Genomic DNA, 16,876 nt, shown 5'->3' with positions numbered 1-16,876 from the left:
TGTATACCTTAGCTACTGTACAATCGCCATCAACTCGATTTTTAGATCATCGAAACCGTTAGGAACGTAGATACAGATTGATTCAGATTTGATCATCTCGTCATATAGCTCACCTATAGGCTCAATCGTAAAGTAACTAAATCCTGGACGTACAGGTATAGCACTAGGCACTTGTGTCACGTGCGATATAGGGGTACCAGGTAGGGCCGATAGTACACGCTTTTCTACCGAATCAGGAGTTGCTACTTTGAATCGGCGTGGCACGATATCTATAAGTTCATGCATAGCCACGGAGGAGCTAATAGACAAGTATAATTGTGAATTGCGAGTAATTTTATCACTGCTCAAATCACCTGTGTAATAAGAAGGTTTGTTCTGGCGTAGTGGAATGGAGATAAAGTTACTAGCAATAACGGTATTTAATAGCTCACGGATGATAATAATGATATTTACAAACGAATCATGGGTATTGTTGTGATGATACGAGGGTAAGTCGCCAACTTTATACAAGGAGCTAAAGGTAGCCAGTTGGCTGGCGACGTTAAGTAGTGACTCATAAAGTCTCTCAGGATGTAGTTTTGGATTATTATAAAGGTGGCTTAACTGCGAGTAAGCGGTGTTTAGGGCATGAAGTAACCAAAACGAGGCAATATCTGAGGAGCGAAACTCAAGCAAATCATTATTAGACTGGCGATGATGATCGTACAAGGCGCTGGACTTAGTATTAATCATCGTCATCAAACGATACACTTGGCTTAGCAACGCCGCATTACTCTCAATATGAATACTCGGAGCGATGTAATCTTCATCTACCTGATACACGCCTTGCGTCGTGCGAGAGAGCTTGGCTATCAGTAGCGACACGGTGTCTTGACTAGGCGTTTGCGACGAGTGACTTAGTTGCAAGCTGGGTGATAGCTTTATGATATCAATGACCGCTTCGGCCGCTTGGCTATATAAGTCTTGAGCATTGATGTTATCTTTGATGTAGCGAGCTGGATTGTCGCTATGCTCAGTTTGAATATTATGACCACTGCTATGTACAATCTCTAAACTCAGAAACACATAGACGTCGTCGCCATTATCTTGAGTATCAAGGGTGACAGGTTTAGGTAAGGCGTCTGTGCGCGGCGCTTGATAAATAGTACCATCAGGTAATACACCATAGATACTGTTAAAACTTAATAGATTGCTCTCTAACAGCTGCTTGTCGATCTGTACATCAGCAATGCCATAAGCATACGGGTGAGAGAGCATCATACTCAGTGCACGCTGCGAGTTGTGATAGCTGTCTTGAATTTGAAAATGCTGAGGACGCAAAAACAGACCTTCGCCCCATAGTACTCTTTGTTTGCTCAAGATCTTCTCCTAAGAGCAGCTAACCAGAGGTTGCTGATAGTATTTAAGTTTGGTCGTAAATGTAGGCGTCAGCTCTGGTAAGATACCGTCTTCGATGTTGATATCACAAGCGCCAATATTCAATGTTAGTGACTTGTCAAAATCTAAACTACTAATCGGAATCAGTAGTTGAGAGCGCTTTTTGGTATATCTGAGTCCAACTTTTATAGCGATGAACTGGGCGTCTTGTGGGATATTTAGCTTCAGACTGCTTTGGCGCTGAGGAATAATACTAACCTCTTTGGTTGCCATCTCTTCAATCTCAGTGAACTGTTGCTCATTTTCTAAAAAAGCAATATACGCAGTACTTGCTGTACCTTGCTGATTGCGACCTGCGTTCGCCTCTTTGTTAGCAGATATATCAAGATTGATGCTCTGACGCTTTAGTACTTCTTGCAGCGCTTGCTGCTCGTCGCTCATTGCTTTTAATTGCTGTTGCTGCTGCTCTAGCTGATCTTTTAATATCTGTAAATCATCATTAACTGGAGCACTATCGTCATTGATAATGCTTTTTATTTTGTCAGTGATAGATGGCGTTTGAGCCACAGGAACAGATGTAGACGCCGGTTTTACAAGTTCATCTCCACTACTACAACCAAAAATGGTTGTAGTCAAAGCGCAGCATAACGCTACTTTTGTGATAGATATTTTCATACAGTTGTCCATAATTTTGGGTTATTATTATTAGTTATTGACTGGATTAGCTATTGACTGGTCAAAATTTCAGCCATATCTGGTCGTCCTAGTATCCCTTTTTTACGAAGTTCTACATGACCTAAATCCATCATTCGCCAGTCACCGCCCCACACAAGTCCAGCAGATTTGGCTACTTTACCATATAACTTATAACCCTGCATCGCCCAAGGATCCTTTTCAGTAATCACAATTTTACCATTTCTAATAAAAGCACTATCCCCTGCCAATCCAAATTGATGATAGCTTTTATACGCGCCAGCGTTAGTCACATGTGCGCCCTTATTTAATAAACGGGCTTGACGTTTTGGACTACGATAACCCTCTAAAAGTACCATCTCATAACCATACTTATCGCGCATCACTTTGTATACTGTCAATAGCCGTTGCACAAATTCTGAGTTCATTTTTTCCCAGTTGCGATCCGCGTTTTTTATGTTGATTTGATCATTGTGTATATGCGATGCCAGTACATCTCCAGAATAACCTGTAGCCGTATCTTGTGTATTGAGATCAGACAAGTCAGGCTCAGGTAACATCAGTGGTCTAGTCGTTGTAACTGGATTGTTCGGGGCATCTGACCAATAGCCTTCATCCATCTGTGAGGCTTGATAACTTGCAATTTCAGCTTCAAGTTCTGCGAATAATTCCTCTGGTGGTGCAGGCGGCGGACTTAAGCGCTCCCCTACTAATAACTGATTAATTTGCGAGCTTGCCGTGCTAACAGGTGTAATTTGTGCGTGGTAGACCGCAAGAGAGTTATGAGTGATCAAAAAATAGCACATACCCAAAGTGGCGATAATCGCAAACAGTGAAAGCATAGACACTACAGGAATAGTAATAGACGTCGTATCGAGCCGGCGTTTAAGTGATTCTCTTTTTTTGGGTATAGACTTTTTTATATCTACCTTGGGTAGTCGATGAGATACCAGAGTTATATAAGTAAAGAGGCGCGCCAGCAGCTGCCGATCAAAAAGCATGATAATAATCAGTATCGAGAGCATGATAAAAAAGGCAGCTAATAGATAGATCATAAAGAAGTATGAGACTAAAGAGTCTATTAATCAAAGGCTTACTATTATATAGAAAATCTTCCAGAAATTTTAGCTGAAACCAAACTTAATTGTAGTGAATGTTTAACAGCACATTATTCATCTTGACCAACTATGTACACTCGTTATTCAAATTTGTGATTGTAGTCCTAAGATATCTGTTACTAGTACCTACTAACAATAGTAACGAACTTAAGTAGCTTGATGGCTTTAAATATCATAAAATAGCGGCTGATTGAATAGCCATGTTCACAGATAATTAATAATACGAGAGTGTTGAAAATGAGGTCTGGTAGATGACGACAAAAAAACTAATGACGTATGCACGAGTGGTTCTAGTCGTCATTCTCCTCATCTATCTATTATTGGTATGGATGTACTTTAAAGATAATGTATCGCAGCTAACTTCCTTCAACTTATTGGTGTGGTTCGTTGTGGTTCCACTACTCATTTTTAGCACTATCCTTCTTATACGGTGGCGACAAAAAAAACGTGAACAACAGCCAGAACCTGAGTCTGTAAAGACAGCCGTTGATAAATCTGTATCATCCTCTGATAGTTATCCGCTATTTATTTATAGTAGCCTATGCTTGCCAGAAGGGGATAGCTGGGCTGAGATTATAGAAAACGATAATGATCTGACATTATTAAGTGAGACATTAACGGACTTTGATGGTTTACCTATGCTGATAAAACCTATCGATAGAGTCATAACGCAACCAGCTTTTGTTTATGATGATGACCTGCCAGCTCGCACTGACGACAATGATGATTTGTTAAATTCAGGCAACGCTAACCTGATTGATGTAGATATAGATACGCTAACCTTGCGTTTAGCAGCCCTGATATCAGAGCAACTAAACTTGAGCGAGGCCGCTTTGTCTGTTCTTACTCAGCACTATGATTTGATTGCGCATCAAGAGCACAATGAGACCAACGCTGCGCTCCATGCACATCCTGAATGGCAAACTCATTATATAACCAGTACCCATGACGACGAATCGGTGTCTGCTGATACCCCGACTACCCTTATATCTGAGCTGAATATATACCTTTGTGTACCCTCTATAGCCGATACTGATTATCTTGTTAAGTTTGTCAAACAACAATTAATGACTTACGGTCTCCCTGAGACGCTACTCGCTATAACGCTTCTTGAGGCGAATAGCGAAGATCATAACCCCTTACAGTTTTTTGAAGAGCAGCTGGTAGTGCTGTCCGCTGATGAAGCAAAAGTGTGTCTGCTGCTAGCGGCGGACTCTCAAATCAGTGAGGTTTGGTTAGATGAGTATCTGAACACCACCGAAACTCTCAATCATATACCAACCGAGGCAAGTACCTTATTTATTTTTTATAATCAGGCAGCACGGACGGTATTAGATATAGAGGGTACTACTAACGTATCAGCGCTAAAAATCACTGACGACGCTGAGCAAATCAACAGAGCCAATGATGAAACGATATCTGCTCGATCGTCTCAATATTACACTCGCCATCTTCGTAAGATTAAACGCTTGTTATCAAACAATGCTTTTGTCCTCTCAGCATTGAGAGAGGACAAAGCGCATTCAAAAAACGACCCACAAATAAAGACCAAAGCCACACCGCCTGATCATGAGTCAACGACAACGCATTCGCTTAGTACAAAAAGCCTCAAAATACTCTCAGACATTAATCCATCAAAGCAGCCTTATGATTTGGCAGTTTTTATGACGTTTGTAGATAGTTTTGTAGAAAAAGGCGCTCTAGTAAATGAGCATCATTTAGGGCATTATATGCCTTTAAACTTGTGGTTACAGTCACTTATAAGTCTATCAATACTGACTCAGCTAGCAGTTGAAGACCAACATGAGTCTGATATCAAGTTTTTGATCACTCAACATAAGCACTGTTGTATGCTGTGGCTTGTAGAAGATTTCGATACTTCTGAATAGAGTTACCCTCATCAATACTCACAATTAATAATTACAAAGATACGCCCACTCTCTAAATTCTTTTAGGCTAATACTAGGTAGCAAGCATGTTCTCAAGGTTCTTTCATCTTATATATAATCCCAGAGTATTGTTAGTTTTAGGTATCATTGTCGCTTTGGTACTCTTGTATGATTACGTCACTATCAATACTTTTATTATGATTGTGGGTGTTTTCGTCGCTAGCATAATATTAGGACTGCTCGGCTATTTATATAGGAAAAAGCGTAAAAAAGCCTCCGCTGAGCTGGCTGATTTGGTTGAGGACAATAATGATGATGCTAGTAATAATGCACAGGTTGCCAAAGATGAAAACGCGCAAGAAGTACAGGCACTTCGCCAGCAAATGCAAGACGCTATCAAGACCATACGTAAATCAAAAATAGGGGATCAAACGGGCAAAGCAGCTCTTTATGAGCTACCTTGGTATATGGTTATCGGCAATCCAGCAGCAGGTAAAAGCTCAGCGGTGCTGCATTCAGGTCTTAAATTTCCATTTATGGAGCAGACCAATAAACTTTCGGTAAAAGGCGTTGGTGGTACCCGTAACTGCGATTGGTTTTTTTCAACTGAAGGCATCTTGCTTGATACCGCAGGTCGCTACTCAGCCTATGAAGATGACCGCTCAGAGTGGTTGTCGTTTTTAAATTTACTCAAAAAGAGCCGTCCAAAAGCTCCTATTAACGGCATTATCATCGCCGTCAGTATCGCGGAGCTGACCAAAAATGATCCAAATTATGCCCTTGAATTGGCAAAAAACTTACGTAGCCGTGTACAGGATTTGACGGAACAGCTAGAAGTTTATGCCCCCGTCTACGTCGTCTTTACCAAGATGGATCTAGTCTCAGGGTTTCGAGATTTCTTTAACGATTACGAACAAGAAGAGCGCCATCAGGTTTGGGGCGCGACCATCCCCTACCCTGAAGATCCTGAAAATATCAATATTACTGATGTGTTCGAAGAGCACTTTGGTGTACTGGTCAACGGTCTAAAAGACTTGAGCACGACCAAACTATCGCTACGTCATCAGCGTACTGTATCCCCAAGCCTTATGACCTTTCCCATGGAATTTCAATCTTTGCGTCCTATGATCAGAACGCTGATGCACGCATTGTTTGAGGACAATCCTTTTCAGTTCAAACCTATACTACGCGGGTTCTATTTCACTAGTGCCTTACAAGAGGGTCAAGTCACAAGCCAAATGACCCAGCAGATGGTGCAAAATTACGACTTAAAATCCCCTGCAGTACCTCTGAACGCTCAGCAAGAAGCGGCCGATAAGCCTTACTTTTTGCAAGATTTATTCTCAAAGGTTATCCTAAAAGACAAACATTTGGTCAAGCAGCACAAAAACCGCAATAAGCGGAGTCACCGCGCTATTGCAACACTGAGTTCAGTTGCTGTACTGTGTCTCGCCGTTGGTCTATGGACTTGGTCTTATACTAATAACAAACAACTCACTGAACGTGTTGACGCTGATCTACAGCAAGTGGCGCAAATTCAAAGCAGCGCCAATGGTGATTTACAATCTCAACTTGAGTCGCTCACTATTTTACAAAGCCGGATAGAACAGCTTGAAGGCTATGAAGACAGTCGGCCTATGTCACTCAGGTTCGGTCTGTATCAGGGTGATAAGCTCAAGCAAAAACTATTGTCTGAATATTATAATGGTATCAGTATCATTTTATTAGCACCGACCACTCAAAACATTGAAGGATTTTTAACAGAAGTCAATAGCAACGCTGAGCGTTTACAAGTGCAAGACGTCTCAGAGGATGATACGCAAGAGGTTAGCAGTGACACCTATATTCAATCCGATCCTACGGATGTCGAAGATGCCTATAACGCCCTAAAAGCTTATCTTATGCTTGGCAATCATGACAATCTAGAGACCAGTCACTTAAGTGATCAGATGACGCGGTTTTGGCGTACTTGGCTTGAGGCCAATCGTGCCGATATGCCACGTGACAAGATGATACGCCAAGCGGAACGTATATTAAGCTTTTCTCTCGCTCATGTTGATGATCCTGCCTTTCCGCTGATCCAAAATGATTTAGGTTTAGTCGATAAGACGCGCACGACGCTATCGACTGTTAGTAAAGGTCAACCCGCTCGCGAACGCGTTTACTCTGAGATCAAAATGCGCGCATCAGCTCGCTTTCCTTCTGTCACTGTCGCCCAAATTACTCAAAATAATGCCAATGAAGCTCTGCTAGGCGGCTATGTCATTTCAGGTACCTTTACTCGTCAAGCATGGGAGTCATTTGTTAGTGATGAGATCGATAAAGCGGCGACAAATAAAGTGGTCGCTGATGATTGGGTGCTTGCCACTAGTAGCAATGACGACCTGACACTGACAGGCAGCCCTGAACAGATCCGTCAGTATTTGGTTAATCGCTATAAACAGGAGTATATCTCTGAGTGGAAGCGCTTTATGTCACAGGTTTATGTGCGTGACAGTGAGGGCTTTGATGATCATGCGGTTCTCTTAAATCAGTTATCTAACTCTGCAGAATCACCGCTTAAAACTTTGTTTGAGACCGTTGATCGTCAAACTCAGTGGGACAACCAAGCAGCTAGTCAAGGATCAGGAAATGGTGCGCAATCTCGTCGCGGCTTTATTAATTGGTTCAAGCAAACCATCCTGCGCCAAAGTCCAGCTGAGCTACGTATGGCTGAATCGGCTATGAACAATAATAGCAACGATAGCACGGCACCAGCGGCTATACCTGCTAGCACGGGTATGGTTGCTCAAGAGTTTGCCTCTATCCATGCTCTAGTTACCCCAAGAGAGGACAATCAAGATTTGTCGTTATTAGACAATTATCTAGCCAGCTTGGGCGATATCAGAACGCGCTTTAACAATATAGCTCGTAGTAGTGATATCGGACCTGACGCTCTACTCTTTGCCTCGCAAACGCTCAGCCCTGATGGCTCAGAGCTGACCAAGTCTTTACAGATTTTAGATGAGCAGATACTCAGTCAAGCCAATTCAGAGATCAAGCAATTGGTACGTCCGCTGCTCAGTGAGCCATTGACGCGCTCGTTCAATATGCTACTCACACCAACTAGAAGCGAGATCAACAAGGTATGGCAAGCTCAGGTACAAAAGCCCTTTAATGACAATTTGAGTCAAAAATACCCTTTTACTGCCAATGCCAATCTTGAGGCTACCCCTGCTGAAATTGGACAGTTCTTTGGCGAAGATGGTTATGTTGCTAAGTTTGTTAATGAGACCTTATCACCCTTCATTATTCGCCGCGGTGATCAAATATCTAGTAAGATTTGGAACGGTGCTGGTCTAGGGTTGAACCCCAAGTTTGTGGCCGACTTTGGTCGCTATTTTACCAATTACACTGGCAACGCTGGTAGCGGTTCAAACGCTAGCAATAATAGCGGGGCTGCCAATCAAACCACTTTTCAGATCATGCCTTTGCCCGTAAGCGGTCTGACGGAGTATACGATTGTCGTTGATGGACAACAGTTGCGCTACCGTATGGGTAGTCAAGCTTGGACGACCTTTGTATGGCCCAATCCTAGTAGCCAACCTGGCGCTAGTATCAGAGCTAAGGATTATGATGGCAAAGACTATACGATATTTGAGGAAGCAGGTAGCTTTGGGGTTGAGCGTTTGATCAATAGTGCACGCCGTACCGAGCTTGGTAACGATGTCTTTGAGATGGCATGGTCAGGAGACGGCATCACTATTCCTGTACGGTTTAGAATTATCAGTGGTAATAGTAATACGGCCAGTCAAGGGCGCTCAACCAATCCTTTTACTGGGATGAAGTTACCAGAGGAGGTCATCGGACTTGGGGTCACTCGTACCGCTAGGCCAACAGACGATAATGCCAATGATGCCACTAGCAGTAATGCGGCTATGCCCCCGCCAGCAAGTACGGCAAACCGTAGCGGGGCAACCGCCGCACCGAGCACTACTACTGAGCAAACAAGCCCCTCACAGGCGGCTACCAACCCTACTTTGATCAATAATGACGAAGATAGCGGTAATACTCAAAACGCCAGCCCACCCCAAAATGATAACCAAGCACAGGAGTCCTCTCAATGACTCCTGACTCACTCCCTTTAGTATATTTTGGCAAGCTACCTGCTCGTGGTGATTTCATTCGTGCACGAGTTCATATCAGCGAAACTACCCTTATAGATCAGTGGGTCAGCGAGGCCTTGACTCGTTCAAAATCTATCTTGAACGAGTCAATAGATGACAACTCTTCTTTGAATGCGGCACAGTTTTTGAATTTTAGTCATGTCGATACGGCTGCTAACCAGATAATGACAGGTGTCTTGATTCCAAGCCATGATAGTAGCCATAGGCAATATCCTCTAATAGGGTTTGGTCTTATGCATGTAGACAAACCTAAGCTGTGGATGAATTATCTACCTATAAAATCCTTAAAAATGTGGGACGATACTTATGCCGCACTTAGCGCCGCTAAATCTCAAGCTGACAGCACTCAGGCAACTGACGATCTAAATCATTGCTCGCTCACTATCGATAAAAACGCCAGTACACACTATTACGATTTTATTAATAAAACGACCCTACAAGACATAGCTGCTTCTATGGCTATTGATAAGTTGCACCTGGTTCAGCAAATTATTGCGACAGGCTTATTGTTTTTGCCAACTTACAGCAAAGGGTTCAATAGTCTCAATAAAACCATTTGCTGGTGCTTACCTGCCGACAAGGCGAGCGCTATCTTTATGGCAACTTTTTGGCACGATTTGATCAGTGGGTTTTACCAGCCGCATCATTTGTATTTAAACACCTATCTGTACCGCGATACTGATCATTACTGCTTACTTATGAATTTTAGTAAACCTGATAGCCATGTCCTAAGTCAATTAACGAGCTCTACGGATACGCGTCCTGATGACTGGGTTGTCATCGCTCAAAGCGGCTGGACACAAGGTTATATCGATAATGATATCGGTCTTACTCGATTCAACAAAATATTGATGCAAGATGATCTTTACCTGTATGATACTAGACAACTGTTTAAGCAAATATTTTTAGCGCAATAGTACTACTATCATAATAGTATTAGCAGAAAAAGAGCGTTGAAAGTTACTTTTCGGACAAGTTTACCGACACTACAAAAGGTATGTTTATGTTTCGCCGTTTACCACCTAGCATCAAGCCTAAACCTCACAAAAAAAGCCTGATACTGGCAGGCGTAGTTGCTTTATCAGCAAGTGCTATGGTGCTGGCCGCTCAAAGTGATATAAGCCCTGCTACTAGTACTCAGGATATTCCTGTAGTCATAAAGGGCGTAGTTGCCTCTAGCTCAGATAAGCAGCAATTGCTTGATAAACTCAAAGCCCAATACCCAAACAAACCCGTTAGAGATGAGATCGAAGTACGCTCAAATATCAGTGTACCAACCAATTGGCAACAGGTGGCGACGGCTATCATCGATAGTGATATCTCAAACATCCGTCAAGGCCGTATCGATATCCATGGTACGACCATCGGCTTGCATGGCAAAGTGAGTAACCTAGAGCAAAGCCGAGCTATTCAAAATCGTATTCATAGCCGATTAACGGATCTATATCAGCTCGATAATCAGCTCGTTGTCACCGCAGGTGAGCAAGGTCTTATTGACGACACTTTAGGTAATCGCATCGTAGAGTTTGAATCTGGTAGCGCTAACTTGACGCCAATGGGGCTTGGCATCTTGGATGACATGGCCGACGTATTGCGCCGTGTCGGTGACAAGCCTGTCGTTATCACTGGTCACACTGACAATGTGGGCAATTCAGATGCTAATTTAGCGCTCTCCAACCAGCGCGCCAAAGCCGTCAAACAGTACCTTATCGGACGTAATATAGACGCCTCTCGTATCAGCGTCACAGGCAAAGGGGATACCGATCCTGTTGCCAGTAACGATAACGAAGAGGGTCGCACTCGTAACCGCCGCATTGAATTTACTATAGCTGAATAAAAGATCTTGATATTTCTGTAGTGCCAGTATGATGATACCTACTACTGGCACTTAAGCAAGAGGGACCACACCCATGCACCGCATAAGCAACACCCCCCTGCCTATGATCGCTGACAGGCTCTACGCCAGTGAGACTAGCACCCAAGCCCCTTATGCCAGTAGTCGTCAAGACACCCATAGCCATCAAGCCTGGCTCGACGCTCTGATAGACGCCCATGATGAATCCGCCCTCATCGCCGCGCTCAATAGAAATCGTCTGGGCACCTCCTCATTGACACAGCACTACCAGCACAGCATCGATACCTACGTCCTCCACGTTTATATCCATGAGCGGCATCTGCCCGCTTTTAGCCCTTTGCATACTCTCATTAATAGCCCCTTGACTCTGAGCTTTGACACCCCAAGCGGCCTTGCCTATCGTCATCTTTATCTCACTGCTATACGCAAGCTTGATCATGATGGCAGCTATGGCTACTACCGCCTCATCGCCCAGCCCCTCACCTATCGCTTGCACCAGCATACCCGTAGTCAGATAGATACCGACCTATCCGTTCAAGCGATGGTCGCGGAGCGCACCGCTGTACTCAAGATAGACGTCATCGATGACAGTGGCTCTGATGGCAGTAGTGAGGAAAACGCCAGTTGGACCCCAGCGCGCCTAACCCAGTGGCAAAGCAGTGACTGGGCACACATCTGTGAGCGTCTGACGCGTCAGGGTCTCAGCGCCTACTTGCGTCATGCTCAAACCGAGAAGCACACCCCGCCCACCCTCGTCATCACCTCAGCCTATCCCAGTACTGAAGAGGGTATCAGTCAACACATCGGCCCTATCCGCTACCAACAAGTCTTGCATGATCGCACGCACGCCCCTATCATTGCCATCAGTGAACAGATCAGCACTCAGCCAAGCACCATCAGGGTACAGCGCTTCAATAGCGCTAGTGTCTCGCACCCCACCCAGTCCGCCGAAGTGGTCAATCAATCCAGCGGTACGCTTACCCTTGACACCCCAGCCGCCTTTGCTCCTGTAACGGACACTGAGACGATTGATGATGCCCGAATACTAGCCCATCATCATCACAGCCGTCATCATATCTATCATGCCATAGCCCACTGTACTGACCTAAACGTTGCCGATACCTTTACCCTAGTGGATCATAACCATCTCAACCAGCAGTACCGTGCCACCCATATCCTCCACCTTGCTCGTAATAGTCTCGCCCATGTCACAGGACTCACTGTCAGCACCCGTCACCATCAGCGTCATGCCTCAAGCCTAGAGAGCGGCCGTCACTTAACCCAGCTGACCCTGCTTACTGTCGATACCCCTTGGGTCGGTGCGCTATACAGCAGACAAGTGCTCCCGCCGATGACAGGTATCACTGAGAGTCAATCTGATAGCGACAGCCGCAATCATATGACGCCAACCAAACCCTACTTGCTGGACGCTCCTGCGCAACCTATTAATCGATTAGAGACCCAAGCCGGTAGCAATTACGGTAGCCACTTTACCCATAGAGCGGATGATCAAACCCTCATTCAGTCCATCGGTGATGGTGAGCATTTGATGAATACGGGTAGTCTCCTCAGCCAAAGCCGTCATAGTCTCTTCAGTACAGATAACGAGCAAGCCGTTGAGAGCGGTTATCGCAACACCAGTAGCGGTATGACCGAATGGATCAGCGATCATAGAGACCAGCAAGCCTACTCGCAGTTCAAAATCGATGAGGGGCAAGTTGCTGCCAGTCTCAAGATGGGGGTTATCAACCCAGCAGTAAAAGGTAGTAGTAACGGTAAGTGCGAAGGCATTAGTGCCACGACCAACGCGCAGATCAATATCAAATCGGGACAAGCGCTCACCCTGTCCACCCAGCCGCAAACTCATGCGCAAGTCCAAGAGCACAACTATCAGCAGCACATCCCGACCCTGACTCAGACCAGTCTCGGTGGTCAGCACCTAAATGAGCGCCTTGCCCAACTGGCGACAGGCTTAGGTCGCAATGTGAATGATCATAAAACCATTAAAACCCAATTAGAGACTATCGCCAAAGAGCAAGACGTTAACGGACTTAATAAGACGCATCACACCACACCTTTTACCCTTATAGACAGCAATGCTGATATTAGCTATGTCAGTAGCGATACCCTTGTACAAAGAACCATGGGTGAGATGATCACCACCACCCAGCAAGACCTAAATATTAGCAGTGGTGATACTCATAGCCAAATTAGTAGCGAATCGCTCAACATCGTAGCCGACGGTCAAGTGAGTTTCACTAACGCCAAAGACAATATCACTCTCTCCGCGCATACAGGCAAAATGGAAGCGACGGCCAAGCAGGATGTCAACATCGCTTCCTCTACCAAAGAGGTTGAAGTCGTCGCCACCAACAAAGTGACGATAACGGCAGGCGGTGCGAGTATTACTTTGGACGGTAGCAATATCACTATCGCTGCTAAAGAGGTGACGGAAAAAGGCGGTAAGCATAGTAAGGCGATGGGTGGAAAAGATGGGTTTGGTTTGGCGGGGTTGCCGAGTAAATCGATAGAGACAGATGATAATTTAAGAATTGTATATGATGAAGGATTCGTGATCGTTGATGAAGATACTCAAAAACCTATACCAAACTGTCACTATAAAATTACGAAACCTGATGGAAGTATTGAAACAGGGATTACAGATGATGAAGGCAGAACAAAAGTAATAGAGAGCTATGCAATTGAAGATCTTAAAATAGAGGTAAGATTCTAATGACCGATAACTGGCAAAGAATTGGACAGTCATCAACTAGTCCAAGAAGTAATACTAATAGAGCAGTAGTAAGTACGAAAGTACCAAAAACTGAAAATATTATATTTATTGGTTCTGAATTTGAGTATAATAATTTTTGGTTAAAGAATATGTTTATTGCAGCTGCATATCCTTTTACCAAAAGCAGAATTAAGTTTAGAGAATGTGATAAAGTAACAATTGCTTATGTTGATTATGGCTATACTCGCTTGGAAAAATTGGCTATTGAAGGACTAAAAAACGAAATAGAATTTACCGATAACATAAATTTTGTCGCGTTGAAAACCAAATCAAAAATTATAGAACTATTAAACGCGGATAGAGAAAACTATAAAATAAAAGACTTAGCTTTTTTTTGTCATGGGTTGAATGGAAAGATTACCTTGAATTATAGTGCTAGACCTAATATCGACTTAACTACTTCAGATATAAATGCTATTGGTAACACTAACTTTCTTAGTTCAGCTAGAGCTAGTTCGTATGCTTGTAGAACAGGAATGGCAGATAGTATAACACTTAGGACTCAAGGATCGTTTGATGACATTAGCGAGGCAAATCCTGACAACAGTTTTGCTCAACTATTCGCAAATAGACATAATATGGATTTTTATGCATTTTATAAACGTACACTATATAGTAATATTTTGAACCCTAAGGAAGATGCCGAAAAAATATCTGAAGACCTTAAAGATAAAAGAAAAATAAATAGTAATAATGTCATTTCTATATTAGAAAATTATGAAGCATTACTACATCCAGAATTAGGTGAAAGTTATAAAAATATGTGGGGATGGATTCCTAGAGGGGCGGTATCAGAAGGAACAGTTGGTTATTCATTATGGCGAAAAGGGGGTGGATTAAAAATACCAGTTGCTGCCAATACCCCTACAGGATTACCTTCAACAATGACTAGATTCAGTCCTAAATAATATGATCAACAAAAAATTAAAACTCACATTCCTTATATTTACGCTAATAATCTTATTAGTTTTTTCGTATATTTATATGGTGAAATCAATGAATGCATTCAATCATCAATATTTTGATGAGAAAGACTTTTTACTTATTCAGGCAGATTTAAAAAAAGAATATAGCCTTTATTTAAATAGCTTTGAAAAAGATAACAGTGTTCAAGTTACTTTTAATTTTCACAATGTAATACCCCCGCATGAGGCGACTATAGAACTATACTCTCATAAAATACCTAACTACATATATATTGGCCCTTATCAACCTACAATTTCATTTGCTGTAAAAGATGATTTATTCGAAGATAGTCTTGATTCACTAACTATTTCAATAGTAGATTCAGAAAATAGATCTTCCTACACTATAGAACAAGAAAAGGTTTTTGAAGTTTGGAAAAAAGGAAAAGTTGTTAATATTTGGTTTCTACCTTTTAGAAAATATGATGAAGAAACTGGTAGAGACATAGGCTACACAGTTTCACTCAGTTAAATTTTAGACTACTAGTATTAGTATCAGCCGTCGCCACCATCAGCGTCATGCCTCAAGCCTAGAGAGCGGCCGTCACTTAACCCAGCTGACCCTGCTTACTGTCGATACCCCTTGGGTCGGTGCGCTATACAGCAGACAAGTGCTCCCGCCGATGACAGGTATCACTGAGAGTCAATCTGATAGCGACAGCCGCAATCATATGACGCCAACCAAACCCTACTTGCTGGACGCTCCTGCGCAACCTATTAATCGATTAGAGACCCAAGCCGGTAGCAATTACGGTAGCCACTTTACCCATAGAGCGGATGATCAAACCCTCATTCAGTCCATCGGTGATGGTGAGCATTTGATGAATACGGGTAGTCTCCTCAGCCAAAGCCGTCATAGTCTCTTCAGTACAGATAACGAGCAAGCCGTTGAGAGCGGTTATCGCAACACCAGTAGCGGTATGACCGAATGGATCAGCGATCATAGAGACCAGCAAGCCTACTCGCAGTTCAAAATCGATGAGGGGCAAGTTGCTGCCAGTCTCAAGATGGGGGTTATCAACCCAGCAGTAAAAGGTAGTAGTAACGGTAAGTGCGAAGGCATTAGTGCCACGACCAACGCGCAGATCAATATCAAATCGGGACAAGCGCTCACCCTGTCCACCCAGCCGCAAACTCATGCGCAAGTCCAAGAGCACAACTATCAGCAGCACATCCCGACCCTGACTCAGACCAGTCTCGGTGGTCAGCACCTAAATGAGCGCCTTGCCCAACTGGCGACAGGCTTAGGTCGCAATGTGAATGATCATAAAACCATTAAAACCCAATTAGAGACTATCGCCAAAGAGCAAGACGTTAACGGACTTAATAAGACGCATCACACCACACCTTTTACCCTTATAGACAGCAATGCTGATATTAGCTATGTCAGTAGCGATACCCTTGTACAAAGAACCATGGGTGAGATGATCACCACCACCCAGCAAGACCTAAATATTAGCAGTGGTGATACTCATAGCCAAATTAGTAGCGAATCGCTCAACATCGTAGCCGACGGTCAAGTGAGTTTCACTAACGCCAAAGACAATATCACTCTCTCCGCGCATACAGGCAAAATGGAAGCGACGGCCAAGCAGGATGTCAACATCGCTTCCTCTACCAAAGAGGTTGAAGTCGTCGCCACCAACAAAGTGACGATAACGGCAGGCGGTGCGAGTATTACTTTGGACGGTAGCAATATCACTATCGCTGCTAAAGAGGTGACGGAAAAAGGCGGTAAGCATAGTAAGGCGATGGGTGCGGTTGATAGCAGTTATTTGTCGCGATTACCATTTGATAAGCTGGTAGAAAAAGAATTCTTTGATGAACAGGTACAGTTTTTAGATCCTACAGGTACTCCTTTGACCGATCTAGAATATAGATTGATGAGTAAAACTGTCAATATTGAATCGAAATCGGATAGTGAAGGTAAGACACCTCGTGTAAATTCAGGGGATAAAGAGGATGAATTAAAGGTAAAGCTGGTTTGGTCTACGTTTAATAAGAAAAACAATAAATAAG

The 16,876-nt window shown here is 43.4% G+C and carries 11 protein-coding genes; 8 read left to right on the top strand and 3 right to left on the bottom strand.

Going from position 1 to position 16,876, the window contains the following annotated elements; genetic code table 11:
* Positions 1-12 precede the first annotated feature (12 nt).
* From tssK to ACR64J_RS05075, 3 genes are read right to left on the bottom strand one after another with little or no spacing between them, the layout of a single operon-like run.
* Positions 13-1,359, bottom strand: coding sequence for a type VI secretion system baseplate subunit TssK (gene tssK, locus ACR64J_RS05085; RefSeq protein ID WP_435950791.1), 1,347 nt, complete (start codon positions 1,357-1,359; stop codon positions 13-15).
* Between the two features lie 9 nt (positions 1,360-1,368).
* Positions 1,369-2,052: a hypothetical protein gene (locus tag ACR64J_RS05080; protein ID WP_317200891.1), complete on the bottom strand. Its 684-nt coding sequence runs from the start codon at positions 2,050-2,052 to the stop codon at positions 1,369-1,371.
* A gap of 50 nt (positions 2,053-2,102) precedes the next feature.
* The gene (locus ACR64J_RS05075; RefSeq protein ID WP_435950790.1) at positions 2,103-3,125 is read right to left on the bottom strand and encodes a M15 family metallopeptidase; all 1,023 of its coding nucleotides are present in this window, start codon (positions 3,123-3,125) and stop codon (positions 2,103-2,105) included.
* A gap of 314 nt (positions 3,126-3,439) precedes the next feature.
* Between ACR64J_RS05075 and ACR64J_RS05070 the strand changes: the two genes are divergently transcribed.
* The 8 genes from ACR64J_RS05070 (at position 3,440) to ACR64J_RS05035 (ending at position 16,875) form a co-directional block, all read left to right on the top strand.
* Positions 3,440-5,077 (top strand): hypothetical protein, encoded by a 1,638-nt coding sequence (locus tag ACR64J_RS05070; protein ID WP_435950789.1) that lies wholly within the window; start codon positions 3,440-3,442, stop codon positions 5,075-5,077.
* An 86-nt stretch (positions 5,078-5,163) separates the two neighbouring features.
* The gene (gene tssM / locus ACR64J_RS05065; protein ID WP_435950788.1) at positions 5,164-9,183 is read left to right on the top strand and encodes a type VI secretion system membrane subunit TssM; all 4,020 of its coding nucleotides are present in this window, start codon (positions 5,164-5,166) and stop codon (positions 9,181-9,183) included.
* The gene (tagF, locus tag ACR64J_RS05060) at positions 9,180-10,160 is read left to right on the top strand and encodes a type VI secretion system-associated protein TagF (protein WP_435950787.1); all 981 of its coding nucleotides are present in this window, start codon (positions 9,180-9,182) and stop codon (positions 10,158-10,160) included. Before tssM ends, tagF begins: the two co-directional genes overlap by 4 nt.
* Positions 10,161-10,246: 86 nt before the next feature.
* Positions 10,247-11,080, top strand: a complete 834-nt coding sequence (locus ACR64J_RS05055; RefSeq protein WP_435950786.1) for an OmpA family protein — start codon at positions 10,247-10,249, stop codon at positions 11,078-11,080.
* A gap of 73 nt (positions 11,081-11,153) precedes the next feature.
* Positions 11,154-13,832 carry a DUF2345 domain-containing protein gene (locus ACR64J_RS05050; RefSeq protein ID WP_435950785.1) on the top strand — a complete coding sequence of 893 codons (2,679 nt, stop codon included), beginning with the start codon at positions 11,154-11,156 and terminating at the stop codon, positions 13,830-13,832.
* The gene (locus ACR64J_RS05045) at positions 13,832-14,800 is read left to right on the top strand and encodes a hypothetical protein (RefSeq protein WP_435950784.1); all 969 of its coding nucleotides are present in this window, start codon (positions 13,832-13,834) and stop codon (positions 14,798-14,800) included. The genes ACR64J_RS05050 and ACR64J_RS05045 overlap by 1 nt, the downstream gene beginning before the upstream one ends.
* Positions 14,801-14,888: 88 nt before the next feature.
* Positions 14,889-15,329, top strand: a complete 441-nt coding sequence (locus ACR64J_RS05040; RefSeq protein ID WP_317200883.1) for a hypothetical protein — start codon at positions 14,889-14,891, stop codon at positions 15,327-15,329.
* Positions 15,330-15,480: 151 nt separating this feature from the next.
* On the top strand, positions 15,481-16,875 hold the full coding sequence (locus ACR64J_RS05035; protein ID WP_435950783.1) for a DUF2345 domain-containing protein: 1,395 nt from the start codon (positions 15,481-15,483) through the stop codon (positions 16,873-16,875).
* Position 16,876 lies beyond the last annotated feature (1 nt).

It is taken from the genome of Psychrobacter sp. DM8 (genome assembly GCF_051307025.1).
Taxonomy (GTDB): Bacteria; Pseudomonadota; Gammaproteobacteria; order Pseudomonadales; family Moraxellaceae; genus Psychrobacter.
The sequence above is the reverse complement of the archived record's forward strand: the minus strand, read 5'-3'. Positions and strand labels throughout refer to the sequence as shown.

Bases quoted from the DNA above. Each gene is read 5' to 3' on its own strand.
- ACR64J_RS05080 (WP_317200891.1), bottom strand. From the start codon at position 2,052: ATGAAAATATCTATCACAAAAGTAGCGTTATGCTGCGCTTTGACTACA.
- ACR64J_RS05075 (WP_435950790.1), bottom strand. From the start codon at position 3,125: ATGATCTATCTATTAGCTGCCTTTTTTATCATGCTCTCGATACTGATT.
- ACR64J_RS05070 (WP_435950789.1), top strand. From the start codon at position 3,440: ATGACGACAAAAAAACTAATGACGTATGCACGAGTGGTTCTAGTCGTC.
- tssM (WP_435950788.1), top strand. From the start codon at position 5,164: ATGTTCTCAAGGTTCTTTCATCTTATATATAATCCCAGAGTATTGTTA.
- tagF (WP_435950787.1), top strand. From the start codon at position 9,180: ATGACTCCTGACTCACTCCCTTTAGTATATTTTGGCAAGCTACCTGCT.
- ACR64J_RS05055 (WP_435950786.1), top strand. From the start codon at position 10,247: ATGTTTCGCCGTTTACCACCTAGCATCAAGCCTAAACCTCACAAAAAA.
- ACR64J_RS05050 (WP_435950785.1), top strand. From the start codon at position 11,154: ATGCACCGCATAAGCAACACCCCCCTGCCTATGATCGCTGACAGGCTC.
- ACR64J_RS05045 (WP_435950784.1), top strand. From the start codon at position 13,832: ATGACCGATAACTGGCAAAGAATTGGACAGTCATCAACTAGTCCAAGA.
- ACR64J_RS05040 (WP_317200883.1), top strand. From the start codon at position 14,889: ATGAATGCATTCAATCATCAATATTTTGATGAGAAAGACTTTTTACTT.
- ACR64J_RS05035 (WP_435950783.1), top strand. From the start codon at position 15,481: ATGACAGGTATCACTGAGAGTCAATCTGATAGCGACAGCCGCAATCAT.